We start from the raw sequence: 18,532 nt of genomic DNA, 5'->3' as shown, positions 1-18,532 counted from the left end.
AACGATAGAGGACTATGCCCGAGATAAAATTGCCAGAAGTAGAACTCAATATTTACAGCCCCCGCGACCCCGTTGAAGTACCCATAGTGGAAAACTGGATATGTACCAAGGAATCGAGCCCTAACTTTGTGCGCCATATTACCTTCGATATTTCGGGCACCGACCTTGAAGGCCGAATTAGGGTCGGGCAATCGATCGGAATTCTTCCCCCGGGAGAAGATGAAAACGGCCGCCCCTACAAGCTGCGGCTCTATTCGGTATGCTCTCCAACGGAAGGGGAAGGGGGAGATACAAGCCTGGTCTCCACCACGGTCAAACGGACAATAGAGGAGTGGGATGACAACAGCCTGTATCTGGGCGTGTGCTCTAATTACCTGGCTGATCTGTCACCCGGAGATACGGTAAAGATGACTGGTCCCAGTGGAAGGCGATTTTTGCTACCGGAGAATGCTAAAGATTTTAACTACGTATTTTTTGCAACCGGTACCGGCATTGCTCCATTTCGGGGCATGGTAATGGAATTGTTGGATTCTGGAATCGAAAATGATGTTGTACTTATTTTCGGGTGCCCCTACCGAACGGACCTGTTATATGCTGATTATTTTGAGCCCCTTGACGAGCAGTATTCAAATTTTACTTACCTGCCCTACATCTCGCGTGAAAACAGGCGGTCGGATGGATCAAAAAAATATGTTCAAACATGCCTTTGGGATGACGCGGATCTGCTGGATCCGATCCTGGAAAAGGATAATACCCTGCTTTATATCTGTGGTCTCAAGGGAATGGAGGAAGGCATCTACAAAGCGTTGGCCAAGAAAGGGCTAAAGAAATATCTTGATCTTCGGGAAGGCGTGATTGATAAGAAGCCGGGTGAATGGGATGAGAATGACCTGAAAAGAAATATTAAGCCCGCTCCCCGAAGTTTCGTGGAGGTTTACTAAGGACTTGATACCGGCGTAGAAAACCGACAACTAACTACTTTAAAACGCGATCTTCAAAATTACCTGAAATCACCTGGAAATCCTTTTTCAGGGTAGGATAGACTAAATATTTTAGTTCAAGCTTGAGATTATGGTTTAAGCTCTCAGCATTCTGATCGAGATCCCAGGAGTTGCCATTCTTGATTCCAATAATGCCAGGCTTGGTGGCAAACCGCTTATAAAAGTCCGTAAATTTTTTATTGAGATGTTCGCTATTGTTTACCGAAAGTGGACTTGGACCAACAAGGCCCATACTGCCGTTAAGGATATTCAGAAAATTCGGGAGCTTGTACAGCCCGGTAATCTTTAGAAATTTACCCACCAGCGTGGTTTGAGTTGGATCAGAGGTTTTGTGAATGCGATAGAAATAACGCGTTAACTTTTTCCCCCGATAGCCCACAAATTGACTTGTCTCAAAGATTGGCCGACCCGAAGTGACAAAGATGATCAGAGAATAGAGGGGTAGCGTAATGATGAAATACAGGAACCCAAGAAACCCTACAACCAATTCAAAATATTTTTTAGGGCGGGTTTCCTTTTCAATCAATTCATGAAAGAAAAGATCTGTGGTTGGACCTTTTTGATCCTTTTCAGATACAAAGTCCAAGCTCTTTTCTAATAAAATCTTTTCTTCAAGTGGTAAATTAGAATTTAACGCTGATCCGTTTGTAGTAATGTCTTTTTCTAAGAGTCCGTTCGCTCTCATTTGTATGAGTTTTTTATTTGCGAGAAACAGAGAATTAAGCAAATGGAATTATCCCCGAAATGGATTTTATCCACTCGAAAATATATTAATTTTTTTTAATATGAAAACTAAAGCGTACAACTATTCCTCAATTATATCGGTAACTCCTGCTGAAACGATATATTTCATTATCTCTGCTGAATTAACGTGTACCGGTTTGACTTTACTTTGTTCCACAAAAAAGAGGTTTCCCGAAAAATTATAAGAGTGCGGACAGTAAACGGCGACCTTGTCATCCAGTTTGAATACCGAAAGATCCTTGTCAGTTATGAATCCAAGCCGGGTTACAGAATCATTTATCTCTATGATGACCGGCTGATTGAAGCGTTTTTTTTCACCTACGAATGCTTCCGTTAGCTCTTTTATTGAAGTATAGATGATTTTGACAAGCGGGACTTGGGAGAGAAACCGCTCAAAATAGGCCACGAGAGGACGTACAAACGCACGTGTACAGATGAAGCCCAAAAGGGCGACGCCCAGGAAAACAGTAAAGATGCCAAGACCAGGAATATCAATATTAAATGGTTCAAAAATCAGGGTATTAAGCGACTCATTTGCCCAGCGTACCAGTGCATAAATGATATATATGGTGGCTCCAACGGGAAAAATCAGTAGCATTCCGCGAAAAAAATTATTGAATAAAGTTTTCATAGCACGAGATTTTTGTAAAAAAGTGGTAATTGCCGAGTAAATTTTTGTAAGCGATAGATTGAAGCTAATTACGTGTTATTTAAACAGCAAATAATCAAAAAGTGTGAGTTCCGCTCATTTCCCTGCAAATCCATGACCAATTTCTGGCACTGGAAATTATCGTTTTTGGGATGATGTGCGGTTTGAACCTCGTATGTATAATAAATGATGTATGAGTAAAAGATCATTTTTTGCTATTTTCCGTCGCTCTATAATATTGATAATTACTTGGAACCAGCATTCATGCCCGTAAAAAGTGCATCACAAATAAGAAACGAGTTCTTCGAGTTTTTTGAGGAGAAGGAGCACATTATCGTTGATAGTGCCCCCGTCGTTCCTCAGGACGATCCCACATTATTGTTTACCAATGCGGGGATGAACCAGTTCAAGCCTATTTTTATGGGGGAAGAGTCCGGTTATAAATCGGATGGAAAGGTATGGAAGCGTGCAGCCGATACCCAGCGCTGCATCAGGGTGAGCGGCAAACACAACGACCTGGAAGAGGTAGGGCACGATACCTACCACCATACGCTTTTTGAGATGCTCGGAAACTGGTCCTTTGGTGATTATTTTAAGGAAGAAGCGATCGAATGGGCATGGGAGCTGTTGGTAGAGCGCTGGGGACTAGAACCCGATCGCCTTTACGCCACCGTATTTGGCGGAGACGAAGAAGATGGACTGCCTGTCGATGTAGAAGCGATAGAACTCTGGGAAAAGAAAACAGCAATCAACCCTGAGCACATCCTCAAGTTTGGGAAGAAAGATAATTTCTGGGAAATGGGCGACACCGGACCCTGTGGTCCCTGCTCCGAAGTCCATATCGATTTGCGGCCCGATGAAGAGCGATCGAAGAAAGATGGAGCGGAGCTTGTCAATATGGACGATCCGAGGGTCATGGAAATATGGAATCTCGTATTTATCCAGTTTAACCGCCAGCCAAGTGGGGAGTTGGAAAAGCTGCCTGCCCAGCATGTCGATACGGGCATGGGCTTCGAACGAATTTGTGCCGTACTGCAAGGCAAGCGTTCCAACTATGACACAGACCTTTTTGGACCGCTGCTCAACAAAATCGGGGAACTCGCGGATGTAACCTATGGCGAGGATGAGGAGATCGATATCGCCATGCGGGTGATTGCGGACCACATCCGTGCCGTAAGTTTTTCTATTGCCGATGGTGCTTCTCCAAGTAATGACGGCCGGGGTTACGTGATTCGGCGGATCCTCAGGCGTGCCATCCGCTACGGGTGGGACAAGCTGGATCTTAAAGAGCCGTTTTTCCACAAGTTGGTTCCCACACTTGCCGATCAGTTTGAAGAGGTTTTCCCGGTTCTGATCAAGCAGCAGGATTATGTAACGAACGTAATTCGAGCTGAGGAAAAGAGCTTTCTGAACACGCTAGGGCAGGGCATCGAACTTTTTAATGAGATGATCGATGGTAAAGAACTGCTGCCCGGCGAAGATGCCTTCAAATTGCATGACACCTATGGCTTTCCGATTGATCTGACGGAATTGATGGCACGTGAACGGGGAGTGGAGGTGGACGTTGAAGAATTCAATAAATTAATGCAGGAACAGAAAGAACGGTCACGAGCCGCTAGTAATTTTAAATCTCCTGCTACTGCAACTGTTTCTGTTACAGGCGAAATTTCAGCTAATGCTAAGGCTTATGTCGGCACAAAATTTGTAGGCTACGATGAATTGGTCACTGAGAGTAAAATTGTTGGAAGCGGTTCAGAAAATGATAAGCAATACATAATTCTCGATAAAACGCCGTTCTATGCAGAAAGCGGGGGGCAGGTAGCAGACACTGGTATTATCAGTAGCGGAGATGAACACCTGCGCGTGCATGATGTACAGAAGCAGCAGGATCGCTTTGTGCATTACGTCGATTCCCTTCCGGAAAACCCGGAAGGCACTTGGCAGGCACTGGTAGACCGCGAACGCCGGCGCGAAATTCGCAAGCATCACACCGCTACACACCTGGTGCATGCTGCGCTCCGCAAAGTGCTGGGTACGCATGTCGCGCAGAAGGGATCGCTGGTAGATCCCGAGCACCTGCGGTTCGATTTCTCCCATTATGAACAGGTGACCCCGGAAGAGTTGAAAGAGATTGAAAAATTGGTCAATGACAAGATCCAGGAGAATATCCCCAAGCAAGAGGAGCGCTCCGTTCCCATTGATGAAGCAAAACAGCGTGGAGCAATGATGCTCTTTGGGGAGAAATATGGCGACCAGGTTCGGGTTATTACGTTTGACCAGGATTACTCGGTTGAGCTTTGCGGTGGCACGCACGCTGAAGCCACCGGTGAACTGGGCTATCTACGGTTTTTAGGTGAATCTTCTGCCGCGGCCGGTATCCGCCGGGTAGAAGCAGTGGTAGGTCAACAGGCCGACTATCTGCTGCGCGAGGAAAAAAATCTTGTCCAATCGATCCGAAGTGAGATCGGACAGAGCGAAAATCTTGTTAAGGACATAAGAGATCTTATTGAAGAGCGGAAGCAGCTTGAGAAGGAGCTGGAGCGATTGAAGAAGCAGCAGAGCTCTGGAAAGCTGGATCAGCTGATTAGCAGCGCCGAACAGATATCGGGTGGTATTAAGTTGGTATCTGGAGAAATTGAAGATGCAGATATGGATCTGCTAAAACAGCTTGGTTATGAATCGCTCGAGAAAAGTAAGACCGGTACGGTGACTGTGCTGGGCTCAAAACACGAAGATGAAGGCAAAGTGTATATCGCAGCCACGGTTACCGATGATTTGATCAAAGAAAAGAATTTGAAAGCCGGCGACCTGGTCGGAGAACTCGGTAAAATGCTGGGTGGCGGTGGTGGCGGTCAGCCGAGCATAGCTACAGCCGGGGGACGAAAGACACAAAAATTAGGCCAGGTACTGCAAAATTTAGAAAAAGTAGTTAATAGCTATCTGGAATAGATTTTTATATGGCTTTACGTCTGTAATCTTTCAATTTTTTAGGTATATTTTGGCTTCTAAGCACTAGATAACAATCCCTGTTAATTTTATGGCAAAACAAAAAAACAAAGAAATTACATTTACACCGTCGGGTACTGGTATCCGCACGAACGGACAAATTGTGCGGAGCACTGAACTCCCGTCCCCAACCCGGAAAAAGCATAAGTCGCTTGGGCTTTCCGAGCAAGATGTGGTTGACATGTTTGAACAGATGTATCTGCAGCGGCGATTTGAAGAACGCGCCATGCAGATGTATCAAAAAGGAAAGTTTGGCGGATTTCTTCATCTTTATATGGGGCAGGAGGCGGTTTCTACCGGTACTGTATATGCTTTAAATGATGACGATGACATAATCACTGCGTACCGAGATCACGGCTGGGGATTATGTCGAGGTGTCTCTCCCAAAGAAGGAATGGCTGAACTGTATGGGAAAGTTACCGGTTGCTCGAAAGGGAAAGGCGGTTCCATGCACTTTGCCAATGTTGAGAACAATTTTTGGGGTGGTTATGGAATAGTCGGTGGCCACATTCCGATTGGCGGCGGTATTGCATTTGCCAATAAATACCGGGACACTGGTCGCGTTACGGCCTGTTTCCTGGGTGATGGCGCGGTAGATCAAGGCGTCCTTCATGAAACGCTGAACATGAGCAAGCTGTGGGGACTGCCCTGCATTTATGCAGTAGAGAACAACGGCTACGCCATGGGAACGGCTGTGCACCGTCATACGGTAGGAGAAATTCATGAACGGGCGAAGGCTTATGATATGAAAAGCGCCGTGATTAACGGTATGGATGTGTTTACGGTGTATGAGAATATGAAAGAGATTGCGAAGTCCAGCCGTGAGAACTCGGAACCGTGGTTTGTGGAGATCCGTACTTATCGATATCGCGGGCACTCCATGTCCGACCCCATGAAGTATCGTACCAAGGAAGAGCTCAAGGAATACGAGGAACTGGACCCCATTGAACGAATTAAATCCTACATACTGGATAATGACCTGGCAGACCAGGAAAAGCTTGATGAGATTCAGGAAGATATCGAACAGCGAGTACTCGACGCAATAGACTTCGCTGAGGAAAGCGATTTTCCTGAAGAGGAACATCTCTATAAAGATGTTTTTGTAGAGGATGACTATCCGTTCCATACATAAGTGATCGCGGATAACCTGAAGGCGAAATTATAAATCAAAGGTCAGCCTTCACTTCCATCCCGGGAGTGCAAACTCCCACTCAATTTTTAGACATAACACTTAAGAATTAATTTTGAATAATGGCTGAATTACAATTCAGAGAAGCACTACGAGCTGCCATCGATGAAGAGATGGGGCGTGATGAAGATATTTTTGTAATGGGTGAAGAGGTCGCTGAATATGACGGGGCCTACAAAGTTACAGAAGGACTGCTGGACAAATATGGTTCCAAGCGCATGATCGATACTCCTATTTCGGAACTTGGTTTTGCTGGAATAGGTATCGGTGCAGCCATGAACGGTCTTCGTCCCATCGTAGAATTCATGACTTTTAACTTTGCGGTGCTGGCAGCTGATCAAATTATTAATCACGCATCCAAGGTTCGGTATATGCTTGGCGGGCAGGCTTCAGTTCCGATTGTTTTTCGAGGACCTAACGCCTCTGCTGGTCAGCTCAGCGCTACCCACTCTGTTGCGTACGATGCCATGTACGCCCATTTTCCCGGGCTTAAAGTGATATATACCTCGGAACCTGCCGACGGCAAGGGGCTGCTTAAATCGGCTATCCGGGATGACAATCCTGTACTGTTTATGGAATCTGAGCAGATGTATGGCCTTAAAGGGGAAGTGCCGGATGAGGATGACTTTACGATCCCTATCGGCAAGGCAAAAGTGAAGCGTGAAGGCAGTGATGTAACAGTGGTTGCACACGGCAAGATGTATCACGTGGCTAAGCAGGCTGCCCAGCAGTTGGAAAAAGAGGGGGTAGAAGTTGAACTGATCGATCCCCGTACCGTTAAGCCGCTCGATGTAGAGACCATTGTCAAATCAGTTCAAAAAACCAACCGCTGTGTGATTGTGGATGAAGCTCATCCATTTGGCGGACTGGCTGCTGAAGTGGGCTACCTGATCCAGCGAGAAGCGTTTGATTACCTGGACGCGCCTGTTCAGCGAGTAACGCTGCCGGACACCAGTGCTCCGTTTGCCAAAAACTTATTTGATAAATGGCTGCCAGGCCCGGATCAAGTCATTGACGCTATTAATACCGTCACATATCGTAAATGATAGCACGGGTTTCTTGCTATTTTGCCATTAAGGATTTAGAAATAAACATAATTACATAATCATTTAAGGTAGAAACGACATGGCCATTAAAATAGAAATGCCGAAGCTTAGCGATACGATGGAAGAGGGTGTAATCGCTAAGTGGAACGTCCAGGAAGGGGACAAAGTTGAATCCGGTGATATTATAGCAGAAGTCGAAACGGATAAAGCCACGATGGAGGTTGAGGTTTTTGATGCCGGAACAATATTAAAAATATTGGCTGAAGAAGGAGATGCCGTTCCCCTTGGTGAGCCGATGGCTATTGTTGGTGAAGAAGATGAAGATATAAGTGAACTCCTTGAGAGCATAGGAGATAGCAGCAGTAAAGAAGAATCTGGTGATAAGGAAGAGGCGGCAGCTGCTGAAGAGGCGAGTGATGATGAAGAATATGATCCGATTTTTAATGAATTGGAAGAGGATAAGACTTCCGGCTCAGGCAATGGACGGATCAAAGCTTCCCCGCTGGCTCGCAAAATAGCTGAAGATAAAGGCATTAAGCTTTCTAATGTAAAGGGTTCTGGCCCGGAAGGTCGCATAATAAAACGGGATATTGAGGAGTATGAACCGGCTGCTGCTCCTTCTGTAGCTCCTGTTGTTGCAAGCAGGGAGGATGAGGAGATCCGTATTAGCCAGATGCGCAAGACGATTGCCCGCCGGCTTGCCGAGAGTAAGTTCACAAGTCCACATTTCTATGAAACTATTGACATCGATGTTGACGCGCTTTTCGAGGCTCGAGCTAAAGTAAATGAAGTGAGCGAGCAGAAAATCAGCTTCAATGATATTATAGTGAAAGCGTGCTCCCAGGCACTGCGCAAGCACCCGGATGTGAACAGCTCGTGGTTGGAGAAAGAAAACAAGATTGTGAAGCACGGCGATGTGCATGTTGCTGTAGCTGTGGCTATTGATGAAGGCCTGATGACGCCTGTTATTCGAAATACTGATCAGAAGGGTTTGCAGCAAATTAGTGCTGAGACCCGTGAACTCGCTGATCTGGCGCGAAATCGTAAACTGCAGCCCGAACAGATGGAGGGTAGCACGTTTACCGTCAGTAACCTGGGTATGTTTGGAATTGAGGAATTCACCGCTATCATAAATCCGCCCAATGCCTGTATACTTGCTGTAGGTGCTATCAGGGATGAAGCGGTCGTGAAAGATGGAGAAGTAGTACCCGGTAAACGGATGAAAGTTACCCTTTCGAGCGACCACCGCATTGTTGATGGGGTAGTTGCTGCTAAGTTCCTTAACACGCTGAAGGGTATGCTGGAAAATCCACTTTCTATCTTGTTGTAGCAACTTTAGTAATATATTTCTTTTTTCTTTAAAGCCCCTTGAAAGAGGGGCTTTTCCTTTTTGCCTTACAAAATAGCTTTTCCTTCCTTTTTGTTACTCCTGTCCTAGTATGCAACTGCTTCTATCTACACTCCCGCCAAGCATCAAAAACCGATATATAACAACGGATTCCAGGGTTGTTCATTCACAAATACCCAAATTCAATTCTAAATAATTTATTGATACAGGTCCCTCAAAAGATCGGATTGAACTAAGCTTAAGAGGGGAATCCAAATTCTAATCTTTGTAAAACACCTGTTAAGCACTCCTGGAGCTATTTTTGAAAGTTAGAGATTCCTAATCAACATTAAAATTTCATAATATTAGAAATAATTAATATTATGGTTGTGAAATCAGATTTAGGTCAGAATACAATGAGAGACAAGAGATACATATTACTTTTAGTTTTGTTGGTATTTTTCGTTACGGTGTCAGAAGCCCAAAAGTCAGCCAATGCTACAATGAGGGTTTCCGTCAATATTGTGAATAGTGTTAGCGCTAATGCCGATGCCCAATCAAATCTTTCTTTTGACGAAAGTGGAATCCAGGGTGAGATAGGTTCTATTTCCTTATCAGGACTTGGAGACAAAGAGGTGCTGGTGACGAGCCAAAAAGAGATGTATTTAGTAAATACAGAAGGACACCGAATTGCGTTGCCGGTTTCCACTTTTAATAAACGCAGTGCTCAGCAGACTAATCTTAAATTTAGCAGCACTGAGGGGAGTTACAGTGGAGGAGAATACAAGGGGATCTATAGTGGCACACTTACCACTACAATTGAATATCTGTAAATTTCAATTGTTCCGTTGAGCATTTGAGTTTGAAACCTTGCTTTTAGGGTGCTGCTTTAGTTTGCAGAATAATTACTGGTTCAATTCCGGGCTTTAGTTTCCTGATTTTATCCTGGATGCTTAACAGTTCTTTCCATTTCGTGAAACCCTGCAATGTAATCATATCCTTTTGGGGGCCATTTACAAGTTGTTCACTGGAAACATCTTCTGGTATCGTTATCTGCCTTTCACCGGATATTCCGCTTATTCTTAATTGGAATGAATAATTTGTTCCTTCAAAAAGGAAATTGGTGTCTTCCGGAATAAACGCATCATGAAACTCAGAGGTACTTCGCAGCTTATCGAGTTTTTTCTTGGCAAGCATACGATCGCTGGTTCCCTCGGTTCTTACCTTGTAAAGTTTATCAATTGGATCTTTGTAGTAGTACAGTTCCAGGTCCAACCGATTGTTGATATCAGTAAAGAAGCGTTTTGCCCGTGTAACCGTTGAAAAAGCGCCCAATTGCACTGAAAACAAGCGGTCTTTTTCTTCCATCACAACAAGTGCCGGGTCTTTGAATTCACTTTTATGACGAATCTGTTCAAGTAGTTCAGCGGCATTTTCCAAGCCAGTTATCGGCATTGACCTTACTGCATTGAGTTGCGTTTTTGGATTAAATTGGATGCAAAAAGTTTGGTCAAACAGATGCTGTGCAATTCCAACAGCTTTAATGGCGTTCTCGTAGTATTTGAAGCTTCCAATTTGCACTTTGAACCGGTTAGTATCTTCCTGGCGGATGCTGGCTACCTTGCGTCGTGTCGTGTCAGTTTCTGTTTTATCCTGCTTTGGTGCAACAGTAAATATCAAATTTTCAATAAAGTCTCCCTCCGGCAGAGGTTTGACTTCAATATTCATGGTATCCGGTTTGGGTACGCCATCCAGGAAATTTAGTTGATTGGGATCTATAAAAAGATTGTATTTTCCGGGGGGAACCTCATAGGTATAGAATGACCCGTCTGAGAATGTGCGAATTTCCTCTGAATGAGCTTCCCTGCTTTCGGGATTCTCATAATCAGATTCCAGGAATAGTCGAACCCCTGATAATCCACTGCGTGTACTGTCTTGTCCATCTATGCGCAACCGTTCCACACGACCTGATATCACACCGGAAAGGTAAAAAGGGATCTCTATCGGTTTGAATTGATTTGGATCAGTGACGATCGAGAAGTTCTCGGAGTCGGGTACGAGCAGGGGATTACTTAGTTCATTTTTGTTGATTTCAATATCGTATCGATAATAAGGAAGCAGTTGAGATATGTAATTGATCCCATTTTGTACCTGTGTTCTACCACCACTCCTGTTTAGCCGTACAGCGGGATCTCGTATAAGTTCATCCGTGTCCTTTTGGTAACTTCCATCATTATTATTATCCAGGAATAATCGCACCGCTGTACCGGCCTGTCCCACCTGTTGGCGATTGTTTAGTATTAATTGTTCTCCGTAGCCGTCATACCCAACTGATCCCCGTATATTTTGTGTAAATGACATCTGGGACCCGTTAGATGTGGCAGAAGAGTTGCTGCGAAATTTGTCAAAGTCTATGGTCACATTTAGTCCTACAGAATTGAAATCCCCCAGAAAGTTGTGCCCAAACGTAAGCTGAAACCGTCCTGTTCCGAAAATGTTGCGTGATAGCTGGAATTCCACCTCCTCAAATTCATGAAGTCCTGGTAGGTAGCTAATATTTCCCCGGATGAACATCTGCCGCAACAGACCAGGTATATCTCCACTTCGTCCTACTGAATAGGTATAAGAATTGGTGATACGTGAGGACTGGGTCGTGATAAAAGAAAGGGCACCGGATTGCTGGTCTTGGTACCCAAAGCGCACATTAAGGCGATTTAAACGAGTGCTAAGGTCTGCACGATATCGCAGAAGGCTCGAGGAGGCGTTCTGCCGATAGGTGGATGACCAGCGAATATTAAGAGGGGTATTGCCTATTTTAAAGGGTGTAAAGAGATTCAGACGGGCCTGGTGATCACTGCCGCCCACATTATACAGGCGACTTTGTCCCGGGTTATAGTCATAAGACAAGCTCCAACTGGCCCCGCTGCTGTATACAACGCTGGAACTCAGGCGATAAAAATTTTCGGAATTAGCGCTTGCACTCAGCAGATAGTTGGTGAAGAGGCGTGCATTCAGCGTCCCGGTAAATGAGGGTATGGTATTGTGGAATTGGGTCAGATATTCGGTGGATGCCTGGGCCGTTAGCCAGTTGCTGAGTCCAGCTGATACGGATGCATCCGCCATATAACCAGTATCTGAGAAACCAAGAATTGGATTGCTCAACTCTCCCGCACTAATGCTGTAATCCACTTCTCCCTTGGGAATATAATCAAAAGGCACCTGTATGCGGTTGTTACGCTCAATGGCCTGACCTGACGGGGTATAGATACGGAGCGAATAATTGGTGCTGCCATAGGTTAGGGGTACCACAAAGCGATAATTCCCGCTCTCATCCGCTTCCTGGAAGTCCACCAGGCTATTGTTCAGGTATAGCTCCACTTCGGATTGTGGCGTTGTATTTCCATCGATCACGTACCGATCAAACAGCTGTCGTGGTTCTACTGGTTTGTTGGATATCTTCACTCCACGAAAAGCTCGATTTCCAAAGCCTTCAGAATTGGTTTGCCCTACAATTGCGCTACTGAAGTAGCTGTTATTCCGCTGCACATATCGCCACCGGAGGCCGCTGGTGGTAAACGACTGTTGCTGCCTGGAAAGTGCTCCAAAAAGGTTTCCCTGGAGATCACCCGCCAATATTTCAGCCCCAATGGCATTACTAAAGGTAAATAATGGTGTTCCGCCCGTGTAAATTGCTGAGAGATTGTAATCAAGAAAACCACCGTCGACGGTACCGTATTCACGATCATACTTCAGGGGATAAAACGTGCGGTCATACAGCGGTTTGTCGCGGTCCAGCTGCTGCCGTTCCTGTTCACGCTCATATTGCGCCACTACCGGCAGGCGATCCTCGGTCTGGAGGTCAAGAGTCAGATTATTGAAGTTGGTAGTGAAAGTGAGGCCAAAGAGCTCTTCGAATATGGAAGGTGTTACGAAGTAATCGATCCCGGGAATAATGAAATCATCTGCTTGCAGTTGGATTTCGGTATCACCGGCTCGCGCCACCTGGTTTTTAAAATCGAACCGGTATTCCTTTTCACCAAGATATTTCCCGGATATGGTCAGTGCCCCTTGATCTACCTGGTGTTGGATTTGGAGCGCGTTGAAAAGCTCACTAACCGGGAGGTAGAACTGGTTGTCTTTATAATAGCTTGTAACGTAGACATTGACAATGCCACGGTATCGAAAGGTGAGATAAACCTCGGTCGCCTCAGTACCAGCCTGTTGGGCATGAGAGGGTGATGCACAGGCAAACAGCACGCATGCTGTTACCCAAACCGATATTTTTATTATGGCCGCCCACTTCCTCACTCAATGGTTATTGTACGTTTAAAATTTACAGGCTCAATTTGAAGTAAATTGTCCTGGTTTATATCTCTGCGACTTGAGCGTATTGTTCCTGCAACCGTGTAGCTGCCAGGACTGAGGCCAGCCAAATCAAAAGAAAATGACCGCGTTATCGTGGTATAAACTGAGTTGGTAGTGGTTGTTTGAAAAACAGTTTCGCCCCCGGCGCTCGTAACCTCTACACTGACTGATCCGATAAAGGGAGCGTTCCCGGTTTGTGCCATACTCACGTCAATTTGACCGGTATTTGTGCTGTCAATTTGGGTAAAATCTAACGAAGCGATCTCCACACCCGTTGTTGCATTTCGGGTTCTGAAATGGGCGGAGATGACCTGGTTCACGACAAGGTTAATTTGGGCCCCGACTTGTCCCTCGCTGACCGACTCGATTGGCGGTGACACCGGGTTAGATGAAATTTGAACACGCGACCAGTAACCACCGGTTTCGAGGTTTTGCGGGGGCTGGGTGACAAAGCGCACCACCTGCCGTTGGTTGGGTTGAAGCGTAAAATTCTGGGGGAACACCTTCAGCCAGGGAGCGATGGATTTTTCTTTGGCCAGACCAGAATCAGTCTTGATGGTTAGGTTCCCATTCTCAGTTGTGGGGTAGCCAAATTCCGTGCTGATTGATATTTCTTGCGCTTGCTGTCCCCCGTTGCTTACGGTTAATGAACTAAAGCGGCTCTGGCTGTCGAAGAACAGGGAAGTAGGGGCTATGCTTACCTGTGCCTTGCCCTGAGTGATGATAGACAAACTGATGAATAAAAAAGCCCCCAGGAATACCGCAGCCTTACGTAAATTTTTTGCCTGGTTATTTAACATAGCTTAATGATTTTTAAGGAATAAATAAGGCCACAATATAGGTAAAGTTGTTTTTTATAAAAAAAGCTTCAGGTGATTAGGCACCTGAAGCTTTAAAAGTCAATCATATAATTCTAGAGAGAATAGCTTACAGTAAGTGTCAGATCCGAACTGTTTTCATAAGTACCAGGATCAATTGATCCATTACTGTCGCCATCGTTTGCTGTAAGGGTACCACCAATCCAGATGGTTGCATTACCACTACTCAAGGTAACAGTGTTTCCACTGGTAAACGCTGAGCCACCACGATTGTTACCAGATGTTCCTGAAGCTTGTGAGAGCGTAGCAGATAATGAGAGGTTATCTGAACTTGAACCATTGGTCGTATTGGACAAGGTTACTGTCGAGTTATCTAAAGAAACAGTTACGTCTTGTGAGCCACTCCCTGAAATCGTGAATTTACCAGCATTGTAGTCAGTGCCAGCAGTTCCATTTACACCGCTATCACCACCGGTTCCAGTAGGATCAATAGTAGCCGATGAAAAAGCTGTTGTGAAGTCACCAAAAGTCAAATCTGTATCAGCGGTATATCCTACTTCTGTAAGAACTTCAGCAGAAGCTGTAACCGCCTGCGCAAAAGCACTTCCTGATACAACAAGTACGAGAGCAATAGCCGATATTATTGAGTATAAACGTTTCATAGGTCTGTGATTTTTATTTTTTAATTGTGTAATAACTTCCTCTTTGTTTTATGATCTACGTGAATATTATCAAAAAAATGAGGGGCTTAAAATTAAGATCGATTAATTAAGAAAGCTCTAATATTCCCACTCAGTTTTCTTCAGAGCCCGTTTTTTTGCCCTCCAACGTCTCTGAATATCAGAGCGAAATGATACAGTTCCATGAGGGACTTGACAAGTTATAATGCTTTAATATTCTCCATCTGCATGGCAGATAATTATTATCAACCTTGAAAAACTCACTTGTTAGAAAAAACGCCGGAATGAGTTGGCAACAAATAACCGGTTTACCAATTAATTAATACCAAAACTAGTATCGTATCGAGCTTGTGATTTTTGTTTTTCCTGATAGAACGCGGGTGACATCGATCATTCCGATCTACCCGGATTTATTATTGCAAAGTGCTATTTCATATTTATTCTGCGGCGATCCACAGTATCAGTGTCATCTGCGTTACAGTAGGAATCGCTGCACTAAAAATATTCGACACTTAGAAAAATTTCATCGGAGTATGTACCCTCGGGGATATCGCCAATTTCAATTGATCCATATACAAATATATAGAACGTGCTCCAGGGACCCTGCCCGTCGGTTGGTGCAACTGTTATACTGTTTCCGGATTCGGGAAGCATAGAAGAGGCTTGATAATTTTGTGGGGAATACCCGTAGCGGGTCTCCAGGTTCAGTGGAATACTTTCTTTAATGGCGGGATTATCGTGGGAGAGTTCTGCCGGTGTGTTGAGAGCAATCAATAGGTTTTGGTTCTCCAGGGCCCGGATACTGAATATACCCATGTTGACTGCCCCGAGCCTGATTTCAACAAGCCCGCTATTGGTTGATAACGTGCCGAAATTCAGCGGTTGCTCGGTGGTAGCCCGGAGTTCTGAATCAACTTGTAGTTGGAGGTCAAGGAACTGGCAGTTCCCCTGCTTGAGAGGAATTCCCAAAAAGAGGAGAACGAAGAGCCCCAGCCCTAAAAGTTGTCTGTTATTATGGAAGACCCTAATCATAGCTAACGGTAACAGTAATTTGGCCCGAATAGAATCCCGCATCAACATCGCCTACATTGATTGATCCATATATGTAAAAATAAGCCGTTTCCTCTACCTTAGACTGATCAAAAGCGTTTGTTGGCGGTGGGGGCGGGGGACCGGGAGGTTGGCTCTGGCGTTCAAGGATCGGGAAGCGGGTGGTAAAATTATTGTTTGGCACGTTAATAATTTTAGCCTGTCCTATGGTGGGCGTACCGGCGTTGTTGGCATAGGCTGCTTCTAGGGTCAGGGGGATCGACTTTTGGGAATCGCCGGCATAACTCGTATTGCCATTCAGGTACAGGTCATTATCGGCCGTTATCTCAACGATTACATCAAGGTATTTGACGCCTACGATTTCAATTATTTTAGCGTTGTTGATATCAATGGAATTGGTTCCGCTGCCACTTATAATCTGACCAAAGTCAATATCACCGGTGTTCAGTTCACTGGTTGAAAGTGAATAATTGCCATAATCCCCAAAATTGATTTGCTGCGCATGGCAGTGCCAAACGGTGGCAAGCACCAACAAACATGATATGAGGCATCGCCGGATCATTATATATATTCGATTTCAAGGGTGAAATCTCCCTGGTAGTTACCGGGAACCGCGGATGAAATATTAACACTGCCGCCAATCCAAAGGAAAAATTGGCCATCCTCATTGAACGAAAAATCCCGGTTTTCTACATCCATTATTTCGGCACTTACCTGGTCTTCCTGCTGGTTTCCTGCAATCTGGTAATTAAAGGTCAGTGATTCAGTACCCTGCATGCGCGTGAGTTCCCGGCTTGGCAGATAGCTGATTCGGATCTCCGAATTAGGGGTGCCATAAGCCACCATTTTCCCTGCATTGGCACTGGTCGTGGGGTCGATCTCGATGATGTTGTTGTTGGCCTCTGCTCCAGAAAGGCGCATTGACTTGAGCGTTATCATCTCAATGGAGCTAATGACCTCTGCAGATACATTAATTGAAAGTTCGTCCTGTGCAACCGCTGATGTGGGGTTGAATAGTATCAAACAGAGTAACAAGCATGGAAGAAGTAAATAGCTCCACTTACATTTCATTGGAGACACAGTTTGGAGTTTGCCTTTTTAGTAGTTGAAAAATCAGGTTAATAAGGCGTGAAAGCCAGTTATAAATTCTTAATTAAAAGATTGTAATTGCTTTAATAAGGAGGAGATATGAAAGTTACAACAGCTCATATTGGGACCACCTTTAGGTTATCCTAATTTCCCCAAGAATAGAACTTAACAAATATGATGTGTTGTTGCAGATCCTGTAAAATTGTTCTGTTGAAATGTCCTTCTTTTCAGAATCTCCTAAACACAGTGGCATCTGCCAGGAAAGTTAGCTAGTGGAATTACCACTAAGAAAGTATTCAACGTCGCGAGTAATGAAGCTATCTGCACAAACGATTTTGCTATTGGTTACCGGTTATTAGTTATTAGGCAGCGCTCATACAACTACTGGCAACTGACAACTAATAACTAATAACCACTATAACAAACAACTAATAAGAGCAATGTTTTCTACAGGTCTTCAAAAGTTGTGAGCCGTTTATACTTGTTCGTTTGAACCATGCGGGCGGCGGCCAGTTTTGCATATTCTTCACCAACGCAATCATACTGAATAGTCAGATTACCAGATATATCTACGTCGATAGTTCCGCTGTAGTCATCGGTATTACCAACCAACACGGAGCCATTGATGGTTGGGGTTCCTTTACCATCGAAGTTATAAGCGTTTTCAAAAATTACCAGACCGTTGAAGGTAACATTTCCAGCCATATCGAGAGTACTTCCATCACTATCTTCATATTCCATATCGGCATCAGACCGAACTACTAATATTCCATAGCCTTCACCAATACCCCCGGTAAACTTGGCATAGTCTTCTACAAAAAATACCCCGGGTTCATCTTGGGTTCCCAAACCACCTTTATAGTTACCGCTGATAAACTGGGTGCCCTCGAGGTCTCGTAGCCGCGCGATGAGTGAGTCAACCGGTGAATAGGAGAGGTCAGGATCCGTTTGTACCTCTGGATTGCCCGTTAAATTTGAGCTGCCAGAAGTTTGGCCTTCAACATAGTCCGTTCTTTCATCTGTCATTGTTGCAATTCCAGGCAAATCCTGGCAGTCGGAACCTGAAGGAGCATTGCCGTTGATTTGTGAACTTCCCCCCATTGAAAATGTAAAGTTATTTGTCGCAAAAGCAGCAGCCGCGGTAAATGTAGGTACAAAATCAAAATTGGAGCGGCGGTACAGGCTAATCACTTTGCTTTTGTAACCGCCGGATTTTGCAGTAGCATGCACCCGAACGATTGAGGTGTCCCGGTAGCCGTTGGTCCCCTGGATGACATCGAAATAAACTTCGGCCGTATCGCCATCTATTATCGGTTTCCATTTATTACTTTCTCCATGCGTGTTAGCGAATGAGGTATCCTTGTTCATCTCATTCATCCCCACCTGGATAGCCGTATGGGCCGCATTCCGGGCCTGGATAACCTGGGCATAGCTGACCGTCGATTCAGTGACTGATCGCGTCTGAGAGTTAATACCTATGCTGACATAACCCAAACCAACAAATACGCCTGCGCATATGATTAATAGTGCCCTTCCCATGATAGTACCTCAATTTAATTTATTTATTC

General features: G+C 44.9%; 15 protein-coding genes. 6 read left to right on the top strand and 9 right to left on the bottom strand.

The features are described 5' to 3' along the window. Positions 1 to 14: 14 nt before the first annotated feature. Positions 15 to 941 carry a hypothetical protein gene (locus NC796_RS07035; RefSeq protein WP_310683382.1) on the top strand — a complete coding sequence of 309 codons (927 nt, stop codon included), beginning with the start codon at positions 15 to 17 and terminating at the stop codon, positions 939 to 941. A gap of 34 nt (positions 942 to 975) precedes the next feature. Here the strand turns inward: NC796_RS07035 and NC796_RS07030 are convergent, their stop codons facing one another. After that, the gene (locus NC796_RS07030) at positions 976 to 1,587 is read right to left on the bottom strand and encodes a sugar transferase (RefSeq protein ID WP_310683381.1); all 612 of its coding nucleotides are present in this window, start codon (positions 1,585 to 1,587) and stop codon (positions 976 to 978) included. Positions 1,588 to 1,806: 219 nt separating this feature from the next. Next, a complete protein-coding gene (locus NC796_RS07025) occupies positions 1,807 to 2,343 on the bottom strand; it encodes a DUF502 domain-containing protein (RefSeq protein WP_310683380.1) in 537 nt (178 codons plus the stop codon). Between the two features lie 315 nt (positions 2,344 to 2,658). On the opposite strand from NC796_RS07025, the gene alaS reads away from it, so the two are divergent. From alaS to NC796_RS07000, 5 genes are all read left to right on the top strand, one after another. Continuing rightward, positions 2,659 to 5,343 carry an alanine--tRNA ligase gene (gene alaS, locus NC796_RS07020; protein WP_310683379.1) on the top strand — a complete coding sequence of 895 codons (2,685 nt, stop codon included), beginning with the start codon at positions 2,659 to 2,661 and terminating at the stop codon, positions 5,341 to 5,343. Positions 5,344 to 5,431: 88 nt separating this feature from the next. Continuing rightward, positions 5,432 to 6,532 (top strand): pyruvate dehydrogenase (acetyl-transferring) E1 component subunit alpha, encoded by a 1,101-nt coding sequence (pdhA, locus tag NC796_RS07015; RefSeq protein ID WP_310683378.1) that lies wholly within the window; start codon positions 5,432 to 5,434, stop codon positions 6,530 to 6,532. 119 nt (positions 6,533 to 6,651) lie between these two features. After that, on the top strand, positions 6,652 to 7,635 hold the full coding sequence (locus tag NC796_RS07010) for a pyruvate dehydrogenase complex E1 component subunit beta (protein ID WP_310683377.1): 984 nt from the start codon (positions 6,652 to 6,654) through the stop codon (positions 7,633 to 7,635). Between the two features lie 79 nt (positions 7,636 to 7,714). After that, positions 7,715 to 8,965 carry a pyruvate dehydrogenase complex dihydrolipoamide acetyltransferase gene (locus NC796_RS07005; RefSeq protein ID WP_310683376.1) on the top strand — a complete coding sequence of 417 codons (1,251 nt, stop codon included), beginning with the start codon at positions 7,715 to 7,717 and terminating at the stop codon, positions 8,963 to 8,965. Positions 8,966 to 9,378: 413 nt separating this feature from the next. Next, a complete protein-coding gene (locus tag NC796_RS07000; RefSeq protein WP_310683374.1) occupies positions 9,379 to 9,795 on the top strand; it encodes a hypothetical protein in 417 nt (138 codons plus the stop codon). A gap of 43 nt (positions 9,796 to 9,838) precedes the next feature. Here the strand turns inward: NC796_RS07000 and NC796_RS06995 are convergent, their stop codons facing one another. From NC796_RS06995 to NC796_RS06965, 7 genes are all read right to left on the bottom strand, one after another. After that, positions 9,839 to 13,270 (bottom strand): SPOR domain-containing protein, encoded by a 3,432-nt coding sequence (locus NC796_RS06995; RefSeq protein ID WP_310683372.1) that lies wholly within the window; start codon positions 13,268 to 13,270, stop codon positions 9,839 to 9,841. Beyond that, complete coding sequence (locus NC796_RS06990; RefSeq protein ID WP_310683370.1) at positions 13,267 to 14,127, bottom strand: hypothetical protein; 861 nt, start codon at positions 14,125 to 14,127, stop codon at positions 13,267 to 13,269. Before NC796_RS06990 ends, NC796_RS06995 begins: the two co-directional genes overlap by 4 nt. A 113-nt stretch (positions 14,128 to 14,240) precedes the next feature. Beyond that, positions 14,241 to 14,807 carry a DUF4402 domain-containing protein gene (locus tag NC796_RS06985; protein ID WP_310683368.1) on the bottom strand — a complete coding sequence of 189 codons (567 nt, stop codon included), beginning with the start codon at positions 14,805 to 14,807 and terminating at the stop codon, positions 14,241 to 14,243. Between the two features lie 513 nt (positions 14,808 to 15,320). Beyond that, positions 15,321 to 15,857: a hypothetical protein gene (locus NC796_RS06980; protein WP_310683366.1), complete on the bottom strand. Its 537-nt coding sequence runs from the start codon at positions 15,855 to 15,857 to the stop codon at positions 15,321 to 15,323. Next, complete coding sequence (locus tag NC796_RS06975) at positions 15,850 to 16,437, bottom strand: hypothetical protein (protein WP_310683364.1); 588 nt, start codon at positions 16,435 to 16,437, stop codon at positions 15,850 to 15,852. The genes NC796_RS06980 and NC796_RS06975 overlap by 8 nt, the downstream gene beginning before the upstream one ends. Then, positions 16,437 to 16,898 carry a DUF4402 domain-containing protein gene (locus NC796_RS06970; RefSeq protein ID WP_310683362.1) on the bottom strand — a complete coding sequence of 154 codons (462 nt, stop codon included), beginning with the start codon at positions 16,896 to 16,898 and terminating at the stop codon, positions 16,437 to 16,439. Before NC796_RS06970 ends, NC796_RS06975 begins: the two co-directional genes overlap by 1 nt. A 513-nt stretch (positions 16,899 to 17,411) precedes the next feature. Further along, on the bottom strand, positions 17,412 to 18,503 hold the full coding sequence (locus NC796_RS06965) for a hypothetical protein (protein WP_310683360.1): 1,092 nt from the start codon (positions 18,501 to 18,503) through the stop codon (positions 17,412 to 17,414). Between the last annotated feature and the right edge of the window lie 29 nt (positions 18,504 to 18,532).

This window comes from Aliifodinibius sp. S!AR15-10 (genome assembly GCF_031569985.1).
Lineage (GTDB): Bacteria > Bacteroidota > Rhodothermia > Balneolales > Balneolaceae > JAMQKA01.
Note: the sequence above shows the minus strand (reverse complement) of the source record. Positions and strands in the feature narration are given on the sequence as shown.